The sequence below is a fragment of the Streptomyces sp. NPDC030165 genome, from assembly GCF_055573595.1.
This window is the reverse complement of sequence record NZ_JBVIBD010000005.1, coordinates 273,373-291,996: the sequence shown is the minus strand read 5'-3', so window position 1 is coordinate 291,996 and position 18,624 is coordinate 273,373. Positions and strand designations below refer to the sequence as shown.

The following is an 18,624-nucleotide window of genomic DNA, read 5'->3' as shown; positions in this document are numbered from 1 at the left end:
CCGGGCTCAACCCGGCGCAAAGCACCCCCTCCCCGGGGAGGGAACGGGGGTGCACAAACAGCCCCCCCCCCGCCCCATTCCCCCTGCGGCGCTCGGGTGGTCCCGTGCCGCGGGCGCCCCAGGGTGGCCCTCGCCGCCTTGCGCGCGCGGGGCGCCACGGGAGGAGGACGATCGGGCATGGCAGCGGCGAAGCGGTACGCGGTCGCGGCATCGGGCCAGTGGGTGGACGACGAGGACGGGCGGCGGCTCCCGGCGGGCGAGGTGCACGCCTGGGAGCAGGGGCTGAACCAGACCGTGTGCGGTCTCTCGCTCAGCCGCTCGCAGCTGGCGCGGTTTCCGCACATCGGCTGGCCCGACATCCTGCCCGAGTCCGGCGGGGCGGCGGACCGCGTGCAGCGGGTGTGTCCGCGCTGTGCGTCCGTCGCCGGGCGCCGGGGCGGGGACGCCCGCCCCCGCTGGCAGCGGGTCAATCCCCGGCCGTGACGGCCGGACACGGCCGCGAACGCCGGTCAGGCAACGCCGTACGCGGACACCACCCGGCACCGCCGTACGCGGACACCACCCGGCACCGCCGTACGCGGACACCACCCGGCACCGCCGTACGCGGACACCACCCGGCACCGCCGTGCGCGGGTACGGCACGGCGGTGCCGGAGCAGCGGCTCACGGGGTCAGCCGGGCCAGGACCCGGTGGCCTTGCGGACGGCCACCGCGCCGCTGCGGTCCACGGCCGCCTTGACCACCGCGAGCGTCGCGCCCTGCAGCGCGGCCGCGGGCAGCACCTCCCGCCAGCGGCGTTCCTCGTCCGTGGCCTTCGGCGCGTCCTCCTGGCCGCCGACCAGCTTCCACAGGCGCTTGAACAGCACCCCGGCCAGCACCCCGCCGAGGGCGCCGAACACCATTCCCAGGGGCTTGTAGAGAAGTTTGACCATCAGTGGTGTCCTTTGCTCCGGCAGGCCCGCCGGGCCTTGGTGCCCGCCTTGGCGAGCGGGCGCTGGATCTTCTTCTTCGTACGCAGCGTGTACGGACGTACGCCCGCCCGGGCGCGGCGGCGGCGCAGCACCAGCACGCCGGCCAGCAGCGCGCCGCCCGCGGCGGCGGCCGTACGGACCGCGGTGGAACCGGCCGCCCGGTCCGTGGCCGCCGCGGTCCGGTGCAGCGTCCGGTCCTTGATGCGGGCCGCCTTCTCCTGCGCGCGGCTCTTCACGTCGGCCTTGTCGGCGAGCGCGGCGACGGTGTCACCGAGCTCCTGCCGGGTCTGTTCGATGCGGGCGCGCAGTTCGGCCGGGCTCGCCGCGCCGTCCTTACCGGGGTCACTGGTCATCGCCGGGCACTCTCCTTGATCGTCTCGATGTCCTGGCGGACGCTGCGCACGGCCTCCTCGGGCACCGGCGGGGTGGCACGGCGGATCCGCTGCCGCCCCAGCAGCCCGAGGACCGCCGCCAGCGCCAGCAGCGCGCCCACGACGACCAGGCCCGCGGCCCACAGCGGCAGCACCAGCCCGAGCGCGATGATCGCGGTCGCCACCAGGGCCTGGGCGGCCAGGAACGCCACCGTTCCGGCGCCCCCGAGCAGCCCGCCTCCCACACCGAAGCGCTTGCCCTTGCGGGTGAGTTCCGCCTGCGCCAGCCGCATCTCGTCGCGCACCAGGCTGGACAGCTGTTCCGACGCCTGGGTGACCAGCTCGTTGACCGGCCTGCTGTCCGGCCGGGCCGTCCGGTGATCCACGAAATCGCTCATCCCGGTCACGCCTCCTTCCTTGTGCGCGCCGGGTACCTCTTCCCGGGCCGGTTAACCGGAACGTTGGCCCGTACGGGTGGGGGCAGCGCGAAGGGGCCCCCGGGCAACGCGAAGGCGCGCGCTCCCCGGCGGGGGAACACGCGCCGTCAGCTGCGGGAGCGGTGGATCAGAAGACCGACTCGGCCTCGTCCATGCGGCTCACCGGCACGGTCTTCAGCTCGGTGACCGCGTCGGCCAGCGGGCTCATCACGATGTCCGTACCGCGCAGGGCGGTCATCTGGCCGAAGTCGCCGCGGTGCGCGGCCTCGACGGCGTGCCAGCCGAAGCGGGTGGCGAGCACACGGTCGTACGCGGTGGGCGTACCACCGCGCTGGACGTGGCCGAGAATGACCGGGCGGGCCTCCTTGCCGAGGCGGTGCTCCAGTTCGCGGGCGAGGGCGGTGCCGATGCCCTGGAAGCGTTCGTGGCCGTACTGGTCGATCTCGCCGTGGCCGTAGTCCATCGTGCCCTCGGCGGGGTGGGCGCCTTCGGCGACGCAGACCACGGCGAACTTCTTGCCCCGGGCGAAGCGCTCCTCGACCATGGCGACCAGGTCGTTCACGTCGAAGGGGCGCTCCGGCAGGCAGATGCCGTGGGCACCGCCGGCCATGCCGGACTCCAGCGCGATCCAGCCCGCGTGCCGGCCCATGACCTCGACGACCATGACGCGCTGGTGGGACTCGGCGGTCGTCTTGAGGCGGTCGATGGCTTCGGTGGCGACGCCGACGGCGGTGTCGAAGCCGAAGGTGCGGTCGGTGGCGGAGATGTCGTTGTCGATGGTCTTGGGCACACCGACGATCGGCAGGCCGGCGTCGGCCAGCATCTTCGACGCGGTGAGCGTGCCCTCGCCGCCGATGGGAATGAGCACGTCGATGCCGTACTCACGGGCCAGGTCCTTGCCGTTCACGCACGCCTCGCGCAGCCGGGCGCGCTCCAGGCGGGCGGAGCCGAGGATGGTGCCGCCGCGGGCCAGGATGCCGCTGACGGCGTCCAGGTCCAGCTTGCGGTACCGCCCGTCGAGCAGGCCCTTGAATCCGTCCTCGAAACCGATGACCTCGTCGTCGTGGCCCGTGAGGGCACGGTGCACCACCGAACGGATCACAGCGTTGAGACCGGGGCAGTCGCCGCCCGCGGTGAGGACTCCGATACGCATGGTGCTGTGTCTCCTGTGCTCGCTGTTGGTTCTTGTGAGCCGGTCCGATTGTTTCACGGGCCGACAGGCGGTGCCCGCACAGCGTCGGGCGCCACTGCAGCTGCCCGCTGACACATGCGTAAAACTGGAGGGGCGGCTTAACCACAGCCGCAGGTATTGTCAAGAGGGGCAAGCTCACCATAACGGTAAATTTGACCTTGCGAAGCGACGGAATGGATCGGAGAGCACGCGTGACGCGCAGCGTGTACGTGACCGGGATCGACCGCGGCGACGGCCGCCAGGTCGTCGAGCTGGGAGTCATGGAACTCCTGACCCGCCATGTGGACCGGGTGGGCGTCTTCCGCCCGCTGGTGCACGACGGCCCCGACCGGCTGTTCGAGCTGCTGCGGGCCCGCTACCGGCTCTCCCAGCCCGCCGAGACCGTCTTCGGCCTCGGCTACGAGGAGGCCGCCCGCCTCCAGGCCGAGCAGGGCACCGACGAGCTGGTCTCCCAGCTCGTCGAACGCTTTCACCGGGTGGCCAAGGACCACGAGTACGTCCTGGTCCTCGGCTCCGACTACGCGGCCACCAGCCTGCCGGCCGAGCTGAACCTCAACGCCCGGCTGGCCAACGAGTTCGGCGCCGCGGTGCTGCCGGTCGTCGGCGGCCAGGGCCAGGAGGCCGAGTCGGTGCGCTCCGAGGCCCGTAACGCCTACCGCGCCTACCACTCGCTGGGCTGCGACGTCGTCGCGCTGATCGTCAACCGGGTGGCGCCCGAGCAGCGCGCGGACGTCGCCGGGCAGCTCTCCGCCCACCTGCCCGTACCCTGCTACGCGCTCCCCGAGGACGGCGCCCTCTCCGCGCCCACCGTCGGCCAGATCGTGCACGCGCTCGGCGCCGAGGTGCTGCTCGGCGACGACTCGGGGCTGGCCCGCGACGCCCGCGACTTCGTCTTCGGCGGCGCCATGCTGCCGACCTTCCTGAAGGCGCTGACCCCCGGCTGCCTGGTCGTGACCCCCGGCGACCGCGCCGACCTGGTCATCGGCTCGCTCGCCGCGCACAGCGCCGGCGCCCCGCCCATAGCGGGCGTGCTGCTGACCCTCGACGAGCGTCCGGGCTCCGACATCATGGCGCTGGCCAACCGGCTCGCCCCCGGCACGCCGGTGATCTCGGTCTCCGGCGGCTCCTTCCCGACCGCGGCGGAGCTGTTCGCCGTCGAGGGCAAGCTGAACGCCGCGGCGCCGCGCAAGGCGGAGACCGCCCTGGGCCTGTTCGAGCGGCACGTGGACACCGCCGAGCTGACGAACCGCATCTCCGTCGCCCGCTCCGGCCGCGTCACACCGATGATGTTCGAACACGAGCTGATCGAACGCTCCCGCTCCGGCCGCCGCCGCGTCGTACTGCCCGAGGGCACCGAGGAGCGGGTGCTGCGCGCCGCCGACGTCCTGCTCCGCCGCGACGTGTGCGACCTGACGCTGCTGGGCGAGGAGAAGGCGATCCGCAAGCGCGCCGCCGACCTCGCCATCGACCTGGACGGCGCGCAGATCACCGACCCGCAGACCTCGCCGCTGCGCGAGCGCTTCGCCGAGCTGTACGCGAAGCTGCGCGCCCACAAGGGCGTCACCTACGAGCTGGCGTACGACGTGGTCGCGGACGTGTCGTACTTCGGCACCCTGATGGTGCAGGAGGGCCTGGCCGACGGCATGGTCTCCGGCGCGGTGCACTCCACCGCGGCCACCATCCGGCCCGCCTTCGAGATCATCAAGACGAAGCCGGGAGCGCAGATCGTCTCCTCGGTCTTCTTCATGTGCCTGGCCGACCGCGTGCTGGTCTACGGCGACTGCGCGGTCAACCCGGACCCGGACGCCGAGCAGCTCGCGGACATCGCCATCCAGTCGGCGGCCACCGCCGCGCAGTTCGGCGTCGAGCCGCGGATCGCGATGCTGTCGTACTCCACCGGCACCTCCGGCTCCGGCGCGGACGTCGACAAGGTGCGCAAGGCCACCGAGATCGTCCGGCAGCTCCGCCCCGACCTGCTGGTCGAGGGCCCGATCCAGTACGACGCGGCCGTGGACGCCGCGGTGGCCAAGACCAAGCTGCCGGACTCCGAGGTCGCCGGCCGGGCCACCGTGCTGGTCTTCCCCGACCTGAACACCGGCAACAACACCTACAAGGCCGTGCAGCGCTCGGCGGGCGCGGTCGCCGTCGGCCCGGTGCTCCAGGGCCTGCGCAAGCCGGTCAACGACCTCTCGCGCGGCGCGCTCGTCCAGGACATCGTCAACACCGTGGCCATCACGGCCATCCAGGCGCAGGGTGCGGCACCGGGCGGCTCGCCCGCCGCCGACGTCTGACGCCCCTCCGCCACCCGCCCCCCACAACCAACCGGAAGCTGCTCCATGACTGCCAACGCCACCCGTGTCCTCGTCCTCAACTCCGGCTCCTCGTCGGTGAAGTACCAACTGCTCGACATGAACGACGGGTCCCGGCTCGCCGTGGGCCTGGTCGAGCGGATCGGTGAGGAGACCTCGCGCCTGGCCCACACCCCGCTGGCCACCGGAGGCGACAAGAGGGAGCGCGAGGCCCGGATAGCCGACCACGACGAGGCGCTGAAGGCGGTCGCCGACGAGCTGGCCGCCGACGGGCTCGGCCTGGACTCGCCCGAGCTGGCGGCGATCGGGCACCGGGTGGTGCACGGCGGTCTGAAGTTCACCGAGCCGACCGTGATCGACGAGGCGGTGCTCAAGGAGATCGAGCGGCTGGTGCCGGTCGCCCCGCTGCACAACCCGGCGAACATCACCGGCATCAGGACCGCGCAGGCGCTCCGTCCCGACCTGCCGCAGGTCGCGGTCTTCGACACCGCCTTCCACACCACGATGCCGGAGCACGCGGCGCGCTACGCCATCGACGTGGAGACGGCCGACGCGCACCGCATCCGCCGGTACGGCTTCCACGGCACCTCGCACGCGTACGTCTCGCGCAAGACCGCCGAGCTGCTCGGCAAGGCGCCCGAGGACGTCAACGTCATCGTGCTGCACCTGGGCAACGGCGCCTCCGCCTCGGCGGTGGCCGGCGGCCGCTGCGTGGACACCTCGATGGGTCTGACGCCGCTGGAGGGCCTGGTCATGGGCACCCGGTCCGGCGACATCGACCCGGCCGTGGTCTTCCACCTCAAGCGGGTGGCGGGCATGGACACCGACGAGATCGACGTGCTGCTCAACAAGAAGAGCGGGCTGGTCGGGCTGTGCGGCGACAACGACATGCGGGAGATCCGCCGCCGGATCGACGAGGGCGACCAGCGGGCCGCGCTCGCCTTCGACATCTACATCCACCGGCTGAAGAAGTACATCGGCGCCTACAGCGCGGTGCTGGGCCGGGTGGACGCGGTGGCGTTCACCGCGGGCGTCGGCGAGAACGCCGCCCCGGTGCGCGAGGCCGCGGTCAAGGGGCTGGAGGAGCTGGGGCTGGCGGTGGACGCCGATCTGAACTCCGTACGGTCCGACGAGGCGCGGCTGATATCGCCGGAGTACGCGCGGGTCGCGGTCGCCGTCGTCCCCACCGACGAGGAGCTGGAGATCGCCAACCAGACATACGCCCTGGTCAGCAACTGACCCGTGGCATGCGCGGCCAGGTGCCGCCGGCGCCCGTGCGGCGCCTGGCCGCCCCCTGCTTCCGGGGCACCCGAGCCCCAATAATTCCGCTCCGAAACAAACGATAGGATCGATCCCATGCGCCGTTCCAAAATCGTCTGCACCCTGGGCCCCGCCGTCGACTCCTACGACCAGCTGAAGACGCTGATCGAGGCCGGCATGAACGTGGCCCGATTCAACATGAGCCACGGCACCCACGCGGAGCACGAGGAGCGCTACCACCGCGTCCGCAAGGCCGCCGAGGAGACCGGCCGCGCCATCGGCGTGCTGGCCGACCTCCAGGGCCCCAAGATCCGCCTGGAGACCTTCGCCGACGGCCCCGTCGAGCTGGTGCGCGGTGACGAGTTCGTCATCACCACCGAGGACGTGCCCGGTGACAAGACCATCTGCGGCACGACCTACAAGGGCCTGCCCGGTGACGTCTCCAAGGGCGACCCGGTCCTGATCAACGACGGCAACGTGGCCCTCCAGGTCGTCGAGGTCGACGGCCCGCGGGTGCGCTGCATCGTCATCGAGGGCGGCGTCATCTCCGACCACAAGGGCATCAACCTGCCCGGTGCGGCGGTCAACGTCCCGGCGCTGTCCGAGAAGGACATCGAGGACCTGAAGTTCGCCCTGAACATGGGCTGCGACCTGGTGGCCCTGTCCTTCGTCCGGGACGCCAAGGACGTCAACGACGTGCACCGCGTCATGGACGAGGTCGGCCGGCGCGTCCCGGTGATCGCCAAGGTGGAGAAGCCGCAGGCGGTCGCCAACATGGAGCAGGTCGTCGCGGCCTTCGACGGCGTCATGGTGGCCCGCGGCGACCTCGCGGTCGAGTACCCCCTCGAAAAGGTCCCGATGGTGCAGAAGCGCCTGGTGGAGATGTGCCGGCGGAACGCCAAGCCGGTGATCGTGGCGACCCAGATGATGGAGTCGATGATCACCAACTCGCGGCCGACCCGCGCGGAGGCGTCCGACGTCGCCAACGCGATCCTGGACGGCGCCGACGCGGTCATGCTCTCCGCGGAGTCCTCGGTCGGCCAGTACCCGATCGAGACCGTCAAGACGATGTCGAAGATCGTCGAGGCGGCCGAGGAGGAGCTGCTGTCCAAGGGCCTGCAGCCGCTGGTCCCGGGCAAGAAGCCCCGTACGCAGGGCGGCGCGGTGGCCCGCGCGGCCGCCGAGATGGCCGACTTCCTCAACGGCAAGGCCCTGGTCGCCTTCACCAAGTCCGGCGACACGGCACGCCGTCTGTCCCGCTACCGCGCGTCTCAGCCCATCCTGGCCTTCACCACGGACGCCGCCACCCGCAACCAGCTCGCGCTGAGCTGGGGCGTGGAGACCTTCGTCGTGCCGCACGTGGAGCACACCGACGAGATGGTCGACCTGGTCGACGCCGAACTGCTCAAGCTCCAGCGCTACAACGACGGTGACACCATGATCATCACCGCTGGTTCGCCTCCCGGTGTTCCCGGGACCACGAACATGGTCCGGGTCCACCACCTGGGCGGCGACCGCGGCTGACGCGCCGGGCATGACGTGAATACGGCAAGGGGCCGCATCCGGTTGGGGATGCGGCCCCTTGCCGTACACCGACGCCCGCCCACGGCCCGTCCCGTTCCGGGGCCGCCCCGACGGGACACGATGACGGCGGCTGTCACCCCGTGATCGACTGATGCAGCCCCGGAATCGTCAGGTTGCCGCCGAACTGGCCCGCCTGGGTGATCTTCACCTTGGTGAAGTACGCGAAGGGGACGTTGACGGGCGGCGGGTGTTCCGGGTCGAAGACGATCGGGATGAGGCCGAAGAGGTTGCCCTGGAGGCGCTCGGTGTACATGGTGACCTTGCCGCCGCGGATCGTGGAGGTCGAGCCCTTGGCCGCCTGGACGTGGTACTTCTTCCCGGCGGGGCCGTCCACGATCTGGTGGAGGTCGCCGATGTCGATGCTGTCGGCGGTGAACTTCAGGGTCTGCTTGGTGCGGCCGTTCGGCATCGTGAGGTTGACGACGCCCTCGTAGTCCAGGCCGCGCAGGGTCAGGCCGCTGGACTCCAGGTACCAGGGCTGGTTCGGGACGGTGGCCGGGGTCTGCTCGTCCTGGCCGGCGACCTTCTTCTCCTCGACGCAGGGGAACGGCTTCTTGCCGTCCGCGTCGGGGGCGTTCGGATCGGCGCTGCCGCTGGGGGACGGTGACGGTGACGGGAGGGCGTCGTCCGCCTTGTCCCCGGCGTCGTCCAGGGCCTTCCCGGTCTTGCCGGTGGTGTCGCCGGCCGCCTTGCCCAGCTTGTCGGCGGTGTCCTTGAGCGGGTCGGTGACCTTGCCGCCCGGTGTGCCGGGCGTACCGCCGGAGTCCTGACCCCTGGGGGTGGAGGAGGGCAGGGACGGGGACGGGGACGTGCTCGGGGTGGCGGACTTGTCCTCGCCCGGGTGGAAGACATCGTGCAGCTTCTTGCCCACGCCCAGCGGGTCGTACCAGGGGTTCTGGTCCGTGGGTGAGGCGGAGGGGGACGGTGTGGCGGGCTTGCCCGCGGAGGAGGACGGGGAAGGGGTCGGGGCCGGTCCGGGGGCCTCCCCGTTCTTGCCCGGGGCCGGGGAGGAGGCGCCAGGGGCGGGGGTGTCCGTACCGCTGTCCGTGCCGGCGGGGTTCTCGCCCTTGCCGGCCTTGCCCCCGGCGGCCTTGTCGTCGGCCGCTTTCTCCTTGGCCGCCTTCTCCTTCTCGGCCTTCTCCTCGGCCGCCTTCTCCTTCTCGGCCTTCTCCTCGGCCTGCTGCTCCGCCGTGTCGGGTGCGCTGACGCACGGGCCCTTACGGAACGGGCTCTCCGGCTGCGGCTTGGCCATCGCCAGCTGCGGCGTCAGGCCCATGCCCATCAGGACGGCGGACGGCATCGCGGCGATGGCGATCGCCTTTCCCGCGGGTACGTGCAGCCGGGTCAGCAGCGGTTTACGCGGGGCCGCGTGGCGCGGCCCGGTTCTCGCCGCCGGGGCGGCCGCTTTCGTCTCGTGCTCGTCACCCGGCACTGTTCCTCCCGTTCGTCCCGTTGACCGGGTTCGCTCCTGACAGATCGTCCGGTGCGCCGCCCGCGGTCCGGGCCGGTGCGCCGCTCTCGGGGGCGACCGGCCTGCCCGGCGCCCAGGAGACCGCCAGTGCACCGCCGATCAGGCCCAGCAGGAAGCCGACCACGAAGGCGCCGAAGTTGGAGACGACCAGGGAGACCAGGGACAGCAGGATCGCCGCGACGCCCGCGAAGACGCGGGAGGCGGGCTGGAACCACATGGTCAGGCCGAGTACGACCAGGAGTACGCCGATGATCAGCGAGCCGGCGCCCGCGGTCGTCGCCATCCGGACGGTCAGGGAGCCGATCGTGAGGTTCGCGTAGGGGATGTACATGATCGGGAATCCGGCCAGCAGCGTCAGCACTCCGCCCCAGAACGGGCGCTGACCTCGCCAGTCCCTGAATGAAGTGCGCTTGCGGCCGATGCTCTCGTTCAGCCGTGGTCGCGTGTCGGCGCTCATGTCGTACAGCTCCTCGGGACTGGCTCATCGGTGGTACGTGCGCTGGAGTACGCGCTGCGGTGGCTGCCGGCGTACGGGTACGGGGCGATTGGGACGGCGGACGGTCCCGCCGTGCGGCGCGCGCCCCGCACCCGTGCGCTCAGTGCGTCAGTAGCACTCGTTCTTGCCGCGGCTGACGTTCATGTGCAGTCCGCTGAGCTTGAACGTTCCGGCCGTGGTGGCCCAGGCGCGCTGCTTGACCTTCTCGAAGTGCACGCTGTCGGCCTGCTGGGCGAAGGAGTCGGGGAGGTACTGGCCCCGGCCGCCCTCGCCGGGCTTCGCCGGGCCCGGGCCCTTGGTGGTGTGGTCCACCGAGACGCCGATGTCGACGTTGGTGAACGTCGCGTTGGTCTGCAGGTCGTCGGCGTCGATGTAGAGCTTCTTCGCCTCGACCCGCGGGCCGCCGTTGCCGCCCGCCTTGAGCTGCATCGTCACATCGCCGAAGATCGGCACCGGGACGACGACCGACTGGCACAGGTTGGTGATCTCCGCGGAGTTCATGCCCACCACGGCGACCGGGTGCTGCCCCGACTTGCCGCTGTCGAGGGCTCCGTACTGGACGAACCCCTTGCCGTCCAGTTCGGACGCGGTGACCTTGAACTGCTGACCGGAGACGCTGAACGACGCCGCCAGCGCACCCTGCGCGATGGCGACTCCGATGGCAGCCGTCGCCGCGACGCTCGGCACCATGACAACGGCGAACCGCTTCCATCTGGTCCCGCCACGAGCCAGGGACTCCATGACTTTCCTCCTTCTCGGACGTACATCTCCGGTTGCGGTCCGGGTCTTGAGAAGACGGCGGCCGTACCTGGGATGGGAGAAGTGCTACGTCCTCGGGAAGGAGAGCGCCCGTATCGAAAAGGCGTACAGGCGTACGGCGTTCCGAATCACCGGCGATCACCCCCGAGCGACAACCACTGGCCACGCTCGCGCGCGGCCCTTGTCGGACAGGCCCTGCCGGGTGGGCAGGAACCCCCCTGTCCAGGACCGGTGGCGGTGCCGCCGGCCACTCGGTGGGGACCCATGACCCCCGCGGCGCCGACCGGTTGCCGGGCGGCGGGAATGGACCGAGCGTGGCCGATCGTGGTGCATCGGCGGCCGTCGCACAAGGGGTTCGTTACTTGCGAGTAACGGGGAGATAACCACGCCGCGACGGCGCGAAATCGGGCGGGCACCCTGGGTTGTCGCTGACGGTGATGAGGCATGGGGGAATCGGGGAGGAAAGCTGATAAATCCCCCGCCCCCATTTACTCCAAGTAACAGCGGCCACGATTACCAAGATTTGGTAAAACGTGGCCGCTGCCGAGTGATGGGGTCCGCGCGCCTCAGGAGACGCGGGAGACCGGACGCCGAGAGGTCAGAACAGCACCCGCGCCAGGGCCGTACGGGCCGAAATCACCCGCGGGTCGTCGGCACCGATGACCTCGAAGAGCTCCAGCAGGCGTACGCGCGCGGCCTCGCGGTCCTCGCCCGCCGTACGCCGGACGGTGTCCACCAGCCGCCCGAAGGCGTCCTCGACATGGCCGCCGACCAGCTCCAGGTCGGCCGCCCTGATCTGCGCCTGCACGTCGCCGGGGCCGTCGGCCGCCGCCTTGCGCACCTCCTGCGGGTCCAGGCCGCGCACCCGGCGCAGCAGTTCGGCCTGGGCCAGGCCGAGCTTGGCCTCCGGGTTGGCCGGGTCGTCGGAGAGCACGTTCTTGTACGCCTGGACGGCACCGTCGAGGTCATCGGCGTCCAGGGCCCGGTTCGCGGCCTCCAGCAGCGCGTCGTACGGGCCGGCCGGCTCGGGGGCGGCCTCCTGGGGCTCGGCGCCCGCCGGGTCGACGGGCGCGCCCACGATCCCGAACTGCTGCTCGGCGGCCTGCACGAGCTGATCCAGCACCTGGCGGATCTGCGCCTCCGGGGCCGCGCCCTGGAACAGCGGGATCGGCTGGCCCGCGACGACCGCGAAGACCGCCGGGATGCCCTGCACGCCGAACTGCTGGAACAGCGCCTGGTTGGCATCAACGTCGATCTTGGCGAGGACGAACTTGCCGGCGTACTCCCCCGCCAGCCGCTCCAGCAGCGGGCCGAGCTGCTTGCACGGCTCGCACCACTCGGCCCAGAAGTCGATGACGACCGGGACTTCGGTGGAGCGCTGGAGGATGTCCTGCTGGAACCCCGCCTCGTCGACGTCGAACACCAGACGGGCGCCGCCTGTGGGCCGGCCCGTGCGGGCCGCCTCGGCGCGCGCCTGCTCCGCCTTCTGCTTGGCTTCCCCGGCCGCCTTCACCGCGGCGAGGTCGACGACTCCACTCATGGACATGTTGCGTGGCTGCATGCGCCTATCCTCCCCCCTTCCGCGGACCGTTGCGAAAAGCGGTGCCGAAAATTCACGGTGCGCGAAAAGCGCGCGGCTCCTGGTCCGTCCGTGCGGCCCGCCGGTGTGCCGGCGCAGGACGGAGGTGCCGCGTTTCCGCCGGCCCGGAGGACGGCGTGGTGCTGCTGCGGCCGCGGGTCCCCACCCGCGGCCAGTGGCTGTCGCGTCCGGGGCAGGCCATGGCAGCCCACCCTTTCGCTACGACCCGTAGCGTAACTGTCCGGCGCCCCGGCCCGGCAACCCCTGCCGGAAACCGTGCGAGTGATCTGCCTCACGAGGACGGGCCCACCGGCACCTACTGGCCGGTATGGTCGCCCCCATGCACCGCTGCCCCCTCACCGGCACCAGCGCGCCCACGGGCCGTGCGGGCTCCCGGAGCCGTACGGGCCGGCCGCGCAGCGCCGAGGCGGACCGCGCGATCCTCGACGCCACCCGCGCCGCGCTGGTCGAGCTGGGCTGGGGCAAGCTCACGATGAGCGACGTCGCCGCCCGCGCCAAGGTGGCCAAGACGACCCTCTACCGCCGCTGGGCCAACAAGAACGAGCTGGTCCTGGACGCCGTGGCGGTCCTCTTCGACGAGCTCGAACTCCCCGACCGGGGCTGCCTGCAGGCCGACATCGAGGGCGTCGTACTGCAGTTCGCGGCGCTGCTGGCCCGGCCGGAGACCAAGACGGCGCTGATGGCCGTGGTCGCCGAGTCCACCACCGACGAAGCGCTGCGGACCCGTATCCGCTCCGCGGTGGTGGAGCGGCAGAAGCGGCTGGTGATCCTCGGGCGCGAGCGGGCCCAGGCGCGCGGGGAACTGCCGCCGGACCCGGCCGGCGAGGAAGGCGCGGCGGCCGCCGGACGGGCAGTGGGACTGATCTTCGACGTGATCGCGGGCGCCGTCGTGCACCGGGCACTGGTCAGCGCGGAACCGGTGGACGAACGGTGGGCGCAGCAGTTCAGCACGCTGCTGCTGGCCGGACTGGCCGGACTCGCGCACACGGACGCGGCGCCGCCCACGGAGACGGACGCGGGCCCGGCCGGAGCGTGAGGCTCCGGGCGGGCCCGCCGGCCGGACGGGGTACGGACCGCCGCTCAGACCTGGTACCGGTCCGCCGCGAACAGGTGGACGTTCTCCGCGACCCACTCCGAGGTCCGCTTCAGCCCGTCCTCCAGGGACACCTCCGGCGCCCACCCCGCCCATTCGCGCGCCCGCGAATTGTCCGAAAGCAGTCGCTGGACCTCACTGCCGGCGGGCCGCAGCCGGGACCCTTCCACCACCACCTCGGCGTCCCGCCCGGAGGCGGCTATCAGGGACCGCGCCAGGTCGCCGATGGAGATCTCCCGCCCCGTACCGAGGTTGACGACCTCGCCCAGCGCCCGGTCGCAGTCGGCCATCGCCAGGAATCCGGCCGCGGTGTCGGTGACGTAGGTGAAGTCACGGGTGGGGGTGAGCGAGCCCAGCCGGATCTGCCGGGCGCCGGAGTGCAGCTGCGCCAGGATGGTGGGAATGACGGCGCGCGCGGACTGGCGCGGGCCGTAGGTGTTGAACGGCCGCACGACCGTGACCGGCAGCTCGAAGGCGTGCCAGTGGGAGAGCGCCATCATGTCCGCGCCGATCTTCGAGGCGGAGTACGGGGACTGCGGCTGCAGCGGGTGGTCCTCGCTGATCGGCGCGGTCAGCGCGGTGCCGTACACCTCGCTGGTCGAGGTGTGCACCAGGCGGCGCACGGCGTGCCGGCGGCACGCCTCGGCGATGTTCTCGGTGCCCACGACGTTGGTCTGCACGTAGGCGCCGGGCGAGTCGTAGCTGTACGGGATGCCGATGAGGGCCGCGAGGTGGAAGACCGTGTCGCAGCCGGCCACCGCGTCCGCCACCCGGCCGGCGTCCCGCACGTCGCCCGCGAGCATCTCGACCGGGCCGTCCGGGCCCAGGTAGCGGGCCAGGTGCCCCTTCTCGGCGTACGGCTTGTAGTGCACGAAGGCGCGCACCTTCGCGCCGTACCCGACGAGCTGGTCCACCAGCGTCGAGCCGATGAAGCCCTCGGCGCCGGTGACCAGGACGGTGCGGCCCTTCCAGCGGGTTTCCATGGTGGCGTGGTCGGTGGTGCTCATGCGGTCTCCCTCAGGTAGGTGGTGGGACGGGATGCGGGGTGGCCGGCCAGCTTCAGGACCTTGGCGGCCAGCAGGTCGGCGGCGTGTGCGTGGGTGCCCGGGTCGGCGGCCTGGCCCATGGCCGCCAGCCGGGCGGGGTCGTCGAGCAGGGGTGTGACGAGCGCGGCCAGGCGTTCCGCGGTGGTCTCGGCGTCCGGCAGCAGGACGGCGGCGCCCGCGTCGGACAGCACCCGCGCGTTGTGCGTCTGGTGGTCGCCGGGCGCGTGCGGGTACGGGACCAGGACGGCCGGCATGCCGATCGTGGCCAGCTCGGCGACGGTCGCCGAGCCGGCCCGGCACACCACGAGGTCGGCGGCGGCGTAGGCCAGGTCCATCCGGTCCAGGTACGGGACGGCCTCGGCGACCGCCGCGCCGCCCGTCGCCGCCAGCCGCTCCCGGGTCTCCTCCAGGGCGGCCGGTCCGGTCTTGATCAGCAGCCGCAGGTCCGTACGGGAGCGGTACCGGGCCGCGAGACCGACCGCGGCCTCGGTGAGCCGGGCCGCGCCCAGGCTGCCGCCGTTGACGAGCAGCAGCCGGGCGCCCTCCGGTACGCCCAGCTCGCGGCGCGCCCCCTCCCGCAGCGTCGAACGGTCCAGGCTCGCCAGCGGCCCGACCAGCGGCATGCCGACGGTCTCGGCGCGCTCGCCGCCCGCCAGGTGCTCGCGGCTGCGGTCGAAGGCCAGCGCGATGTGCGGGGTGAGCCGGGCGGCGAACTTGTTGGCCCGGCCGGGCACCGCGTTGGACTCGTGGACCAGGCTGGGCAGCCCGGCCATCCGCGCCCCGACGATGACCGGCGCGCTGGGGTAGCCGCCCATACCGACCGCGACCTGGGCTTCTTGGTGACGCAGGATCGAGCGGCACTGGGCGCCCGATTTCAGCAGCGCGGCGGGCAGCAGATAGCGCTTGGCGCCGAGCGACGGGTCGAAGGGAATCATGTCCACGGTGTGCAGGCGGTATCCGGCCTGCGGGATGAGCCGCGTCTCCAGCCCGCGCTCCGTACCGACGAAGGAGACCACCGCGTCGGGCACGGCCCGGCGCAGGGCGTCCGCGAGGGCGAGCCCGGGATAGATGTGGCCGCCGGTACCGCCCGCACCGATGACGACTGAGAGTGGTGTGCGCATGGCCGCCACGCTCGCCAAGCGCCCTAAGAAGGTTCTAAGACACGGGTTTGGCAGCCTGTGTGCATGCCGTCCTCGCCTGCACCGCACCCCGCGCACCGGAGCGCCGCCCAGCAGCCCGCCGCCGCGTCCCCGCCGAAGCTCCTCGTCGTCGACGACGAACCGGAGGTGCGGGCCGCCGTCGAGGACGGCCTCAGTGTGGAGGGGTACGCGGTACGCGGCGCCGCCGACGGGCTGGCCGCGCTCTCCGAGGTCGCCTCCTGGCAGCCGGACGCGATCGTGCTGGACGTGATGATGCCGGTCCTGGACGGCCTGGCGGTCTGCCGCCGGCTGCGCGCGCTGGACGACCGTACGCCGATCCTCGTGCTGACCGCGCTGGACTCGGTCAGCGAGCGGGTGGACGGGCTCGACGCGGGCGCCGACGATTACCTCGTCAAGCCGTTCGCGCTGGACGAGCTGGTCGCGCGCGTACGGGCGCTGCTGCGCCGCGCCTCGGCCACCGCCGCCGACGACACCTCGCTGTCCTTCGCCGATCTGGTCGTCGACCCGGTGACCCGCACCGGCCACCGGGGCGGGCGGCCGCTGGAGTTCAGCCGTACGGAGTGGGCCCTGCTGGAACTGCTGCTGCTGCACCCCGGGCAGGTGATGCCGCGTGAGGTGATCCTGGAGCGGGTCTGGGGACGCGACTTCGGCCCGGACTCCAACTCCCTTGCGGTGTACGTCGGTTACCTGCGCCGCAAGCTGGAGGCGGGCGGCGAGTCACGGCTGGTGCACACCGTGCACGGGGTCGGCTACCGCTTGGACGAGCCGGACCCCGGCGGCCGGGAGGGCAGAGCGGCCCGGGACGGTGGGACGGACCTCAACGGCAGGAAGGGCCGGGACGGCACGGCAGAGCGGAACGGCAAGGCGGGACGGGCGTGAGCGGGCGGCGCGGCCTGGGCGCGCGCTGGCGGCGGCGCCGGCCGCTGCGGACCCGGCTGGCCTTCGCCGCGTCCGCCGCCGTGGCCCTGGTGGCGGTCGGCATCTGTGTGGCGGCGATCTTCATCACCCGCCACCAGATGATCCGCCAGCTCGAATTCCGCCTGGCTCAGACAGCCTCCCAGCACACCGAGCAGTACCGCCAGGACGGCCCGTCGGCCGGGGACACGGGCTGCCGGTACCAGGCCGTGCCCTGCCTCCAGTCGGTCCCCGCCGACAAGGCCAGGGACCCGCGCGGCCCCTACGTGCTGCCGGTCACCGACGCCACCCGCGAGGTCGCCGCCGGCCGGCGCGCGCCGTACTACAGCCAGCTGACCGTCGCCGGATATCCGGTGCGGATGTACACCGTCCGGCTGCGCGGCAAGGACGAGGCGCTCCAGGTGGCGCTGCGCTCGGACCTCGTGGAGCGCGGCGTCCAGAAGGCCTCCATGGCACTGGCCGGGGTCGGCGGCGCGGGCATCCTGCTGGCGGCCGGGCTCGGCTACTGGGTCTCGCGCACCGGCCTGGCCCCGGTCGCCCGGCTCACCGCCACCGCCGAACGCATCGCCGCCACCCGCGACGCCCGGCACCGCATCGAACTGCCCGCCGGGCCGCCCGGCCGCGAGGACGAGGTCACCCGGCTGGCCGCCAGCTTCAACACCATGCTCGGCGAGCTGGAGCAGTCGGTCGCCGCGCAGCGCCGGCTGGTCGCGGACGCCTCCCACGAGCTGCGCACCCCGCTGACCGCGCTGCGCACCAACGCCGAACTGCTCGCCCGCGCCGACCGGCTGACCGACGCCCAGCGCGACCGCGCGTCCAGAGCCCTGGGCCGCCAGCTGCGCGAGGTCACCACGCTCGTCAACGACCTGATCGAACTGGCCCGGGACGAAGAGCCGCAGCCGCTGGTGGAACAGGTGCGACCGGCGGCGCTGCTGGAGCACGCGGTGGAGGCGGCCCGCGGCCACTGGCCGGAGATCACATTCACCGCGCGGACCGACGGGGCGGCGGAGGAAGTGACCCTCCCGGGCGTACCGGCGCGGCTGTCCCGGCTGCTGTCCAATCTGCTGGACAACGCGGCGAAGTTCTCGCCGCCCGGCGGCCCGGTCGAGACGGAACTGACCGCCGCCGCGGACGGCCTGGAACTGACCGTCCGGGATCACGGCCCCGGCATCGCGGCCGAGGACCTGCCGCACGTCTTCGACCGCTTCTACCGCGCCGAGACGGCCCGCGCGCTGCCCGGCTCCGGCCTCGGTCTGGCCATGGCCCGCCAGATCGCCCGCGCGCACCAGGCCGAACTGACGGCCGCACAGGCGCCGGGCGGCGGGGCGCTCTTCCGTCTCCGCTTCCCGGCAGGGTAGGACGGAACCGTACGGACTTCTGAACAGCAGCGGCGTACTACCCTGGGCCGGACGCGCGGCCGGACGGCCAGGGGCGACGAACCGGGAGGGCGGGCGGTGAGCAGAGGAGCACATCGTGCGCTGCCGGGCTTCCTGCCCCGCGCGCTGGCCGGGCTGTGGGCCGTCCTGCTGGTACTGGCCGGCACGTCCGGAGCGGCGAATGCCGCCTCCGGCCCGCCGGCGCCCGGCCCACCGGCTGCCGCCGCGAGCCCCGCGGCCACCACTTCCCAGCCGTCGTCCGCCGCGCCCCGGATCCTCACCGCGCACCCCGTTCCCGCCCACCCCCAGGCCGACGCCCGCACCATCCCCGACCGGCCGGTGGCCCGCCAGACCGCCACCGCCCACGTCCACGCGGTCCTTCCGCACCCGCGCTTCCCCGGCCTGCCGGGCGCGCTGCCGTCCGCGACCCCGGCGCCGCACCACTCCCCCTTCGGGTACGGCGAGACCGTCGGCCCCCGCCAGGAGCGGGCCCCGCCCTGGGCCCGGTACTCCCCGCGCAGCCCGCGCGCCCCGCCCTTCGTACGGAGCAGCTGACGCCCCCGGCGTACGGCAGCCCGCAGCACC

At 72.7% G+C, this 18,624-nt stretch carries 18 protein-coding genes; 8 read left to right on the top strand and 10 right to left on the bottom strand.

Annotated elements, in window-relative coordinates; all coding sequences use genetic code 11:
* Nucleotides 1–177: 177 nt before the first annotated feature.
* Nucleotides 178–483, top strand: coding sequence for a hypothetical protein (locus ACZ4Z1_RS12350; RefSeq protein WP_468486507.1), 306 nt, complete (start codon nucleotides 178–180; stop codon nucleotides 481–483).
* 187 nt (nucleotides 484–670) lie between these two features.
* Here the strand turns inward: ACZ4Z1_RS12350 and ACZ4Z1_RS12345 are convergent, their stop codons facing one another.
* The 4 genes from ACZ4Z1_RS12345 to ACZ4Z1_RS12330 form a co-directional block, all read right to left on the bottom strand.
* Complete coding sequence (locus ACZ4Z1_RS12345; protein ID WP_468486506.1) at nucleotides 671–931, bottom strand: DUF4235 domain-containing protein; 261 nt, start codon at nucleotides 929–931, stop codon at nucleotides 671–673.
* On the bottom strand, nucleotides 931–1,323 hold the full coding sequence (locus ACZ4Z1_RS12340; protein WP_468486505.1) for a DUF3618 domain-containing protein: 393 nt from the start codon (nucleotides 1,321–1,323) through the stop codon (nucleotides 931–933). Before ACZ4Z1_RS12340 ends, ACZ4Z1_RS12345 begins: the two co-directional genes overlap by 1 nt.
* Nucleotides 1,320–1,739 carry a phage holin family protein gene (locus ACZ4Z1_RS12335; protein WP_468486504.1) on the bottom strand — a complete coding sequence of 140 codons (420 nt, stop codon included), beginning with the start codon at nucleotides 1,737–1,739 and terminating at the stop codon, nucleotides 1,320–1,322. Before ACZ4Z1_RS12335 ends, ACZ4Z1_RS12340 begins: the two co-directional genes overlap by 4 nt.
* A 166-nt stretch (nucleotides 1,740–1,905) precedes the next feature.
* Nucleotides 1,906–2,931 carry an ATP-dependent 6-phosphofructokinase gene (locus ACZ4Z1_RS12330; RefSeq protein ID WP_468486503.1) on the bottom strand — a complete coding sequence of 342 codons (1,026 nt, stop codon included), beginning with the start codon at nucleotides 2,929–2,931 and terminating at the stop codon, nucleotides 1,906–1,908.
* A 230-nt stretch (nucleotides 2,932–3,161) separates the two neighbouring features.
* Between ACZ4Z1_RS12330 and pta the strand changes: the two genes are divergently transcribed.
* From pta to pyk, 3 genes are all read left to right on the top strand, one after another.
* A complete protein-coding gene (gene pta, locus ACZ4Z1_RS12325; RefSeq protein ID WP_468486502.1) occupies nucleotides 3,162–5,261 on the top strand; it encodes a phosphate acetyltransferase in 2,100 nt (699 codons plus the stop codon).
* A gap of 45 nt (nucleotides 5,262–5,306) precedes the next feature.
* Nucleotides 5,307–6,518: an acetate kinase gene (locus ACZ4Z1_RS12320; RefSeq protein ID WP_468486501.1), complete on the top strand. Its 1,212-nt coding sequence runs from the start codon at nucleotides 5,307–5,309 to the stop codon at nucleotides 6,516–6,518.
* Between the two features lie 117 nt (nucleotides 6,519–6,635).
* Entirely contained in the window at nucleotides 6,636–8,063 is a 1,428-nt protein-coding gene (gene pyk / locus ACZ4Z1_RS12315; RefSeq protein WP_468486500.1) for a pyruvate kinase, read from the top strand.
* A 133-nt stretch (nucleotides 8,064–8,196) separates the two neighbouring features.
* On the opposite strand, the gene ACZ4Z1_RS12310 is transcribed toward pyk, so the two are convergent.
* From ACZ4Z1_RS12310 to ACZ4Z1_RS12295, 4 genes are all read right to left on the bottom strand, one after another.
* Nucleotides 8,197–9,555: a hypothetical protein gene (locus ACZ4Z1_RS12310; protein ID WP_468486499.1), complete on the bottom strand. Its 1,359-nt coding sequence runs from the start codon at nucleotides 9,553–9,555 to the stop codon at nucleotides 8,197–8,199.
* Nucleotides 9,545–10,051 carry a DUF6114 domain-containing protein gene (locus tag ACZ4Z1_RS12305; protein ID WP_468486498.1) on the bottom strand — a complete coding sequence of 169 codons (507 nt, stop codon included), beginning with the start codon at nucleotides 10,049–10,051 and terminating at the stop codon, nucleotides 9,545–9,547. Before ACZ4Z1_RS12305 ends, ACZ4Z1_RS12310 begins: the two co-directional genes overlap by 11 nt.
* Nucleotides 10,052–10,198: 147 nt before the next feature.
* Nucleotides 10,199–10,831: a DUF6230 family protein gene (locus ACZ4Z1_RS12300; RefSeq protein ID WP_468486497.1), complete on the bottom strand. Its 633-nt coding sequence runs from the start codon at nucleotides 10,829–10,831 to the stop codon at nucleotides 10,199–10,201.
* 616 nt (nucleotides 10,832–11,447) lie between these two features.
* Complete coding sequence (locus ACZ4Z1_RS12295) at nucleotides 11,448–12,410, bottom strand: tetratricopeptide repeat protein (RefSeq protein ID WP_468486496.1); 963 nt, start codon at nucleotides 12,408–12,410, stop codon at nucleotides 11,448–11,450.
* A 358-nt stretch (nucleotides 12,411–12,768) separates the two neighbouring features.
* Between ACZ4Z1_RS12295 and ACZ4Z1_RS12290 the strand changes: the two genes are divergently transcribed.
* Nucleotides 12,769–13,485 carry a TetR/AcrR family transcriptional regulator gene (locus ACZ4Z1_RS12290; RefSeq protein WP_468486495.1) on the top strand — a complete coding sequence of 239 codons (717 nt, stop codon included), beginning with the start codon at nucleotides 12,769–12,771 and terminating at the stop codon, nucleotides 13,483–13,485.
* A 44-nt stretch (nucleotides 13,486–13,529) separates the two neighbouring features.
* Here ACZ4Z1_RS12290 and ACZ4Z1_RS12285 read toward each other — a convergent pair whose 3' ends face one another.
* Complete coding sequence (locus ACZ4Z1_RS12285; RefSeq protein WP_468486494.1) at nucleotides 13,530–14,549, bottom strand: GDP-mannose 4,6-dehydratase; 1,020 nt, start codon at nucleotides 14,547–14,549, stop codon at nucleotides 13,530–13,532.
* Nucleotides 14,546–15,709, bottom strand: coding sequence for a UDP-N-acetylglucosamine--N-acetylmuramyl-(pentapeptide) pyrophosphoryl-undecaprenol N-acetylglucosamine transferase (locus ACZ4Z1_RS12280; RefSeq protein WP_468486493.1), 1,164 nt, complete (start codon nucleotides 15,707–15,709; stop codon nucleotides 14,546–14,548). Before ACZ4Z1_RS12280 ends, ACZ4Z1_RS12285 begins: the two co-directional genes overlap by 4 nt.
* Before the next feature lie 63 nt (nucleotides 15,710–15,772).
* Between ACZ4Z1_RS12280 and ACZ4Z1_RS12275 the strand changes: the two genes are divergently transcribed.
* The 3 genes from ACZ4Z1_RS12275 to ACZ4Z1_RS12265 all read left to right on the top strand — a co-directional run bounded on the left by ACZ4Z1_RS12275 (nucleotide 15,773) and on the right by ACZ4Z1_RS12265 (nucleotide 18,594).
* Nucleotides 15,773–16,627 (top strand): response regulator transcription factor, encoded by an 855-nt coding sequence (locus tag ACZ4Z1_RS12275; protein WP_468486492.1) that lies wholly within the window; start codon nucleotides 15,773–15,775, stop codon nucleotides 16,625–16,627.
* Nucleotides 16,624–18,021, top strand: coding sequence for a sensor histidine kinase (locus tag ACZ4Z1_RS12270; protein ID WP_468486491.1), 1,398 nt, complete (start codon nucleotides 16,624–16,626; stop codon nucleotides 18,019–18,021). Before ACZ4Z1_RS12275 ends, ACZ4Z1_RS12270 begins: the two co-directional genes overlap by 4 nt.
* A gap of 96 nt (nucleotides 18,022–18,117) precedes the next feature.
* The gene (locus ACZ4Z1_RS12265; RefSeq protein WP_468486490.1) at nucleotides 18,118–18,594 is read left to right on the top strand and encodes a hypothetical protein; all 477 of its coding nucleotides are present in this window, start codon (nucleotides 18,118–18,120) and stop codon (nucleotides 18,592–18,594) included.
* The last annotated feature ends 30 nt before the right edge of the window (nucleotides 18,595–18,624 follow it).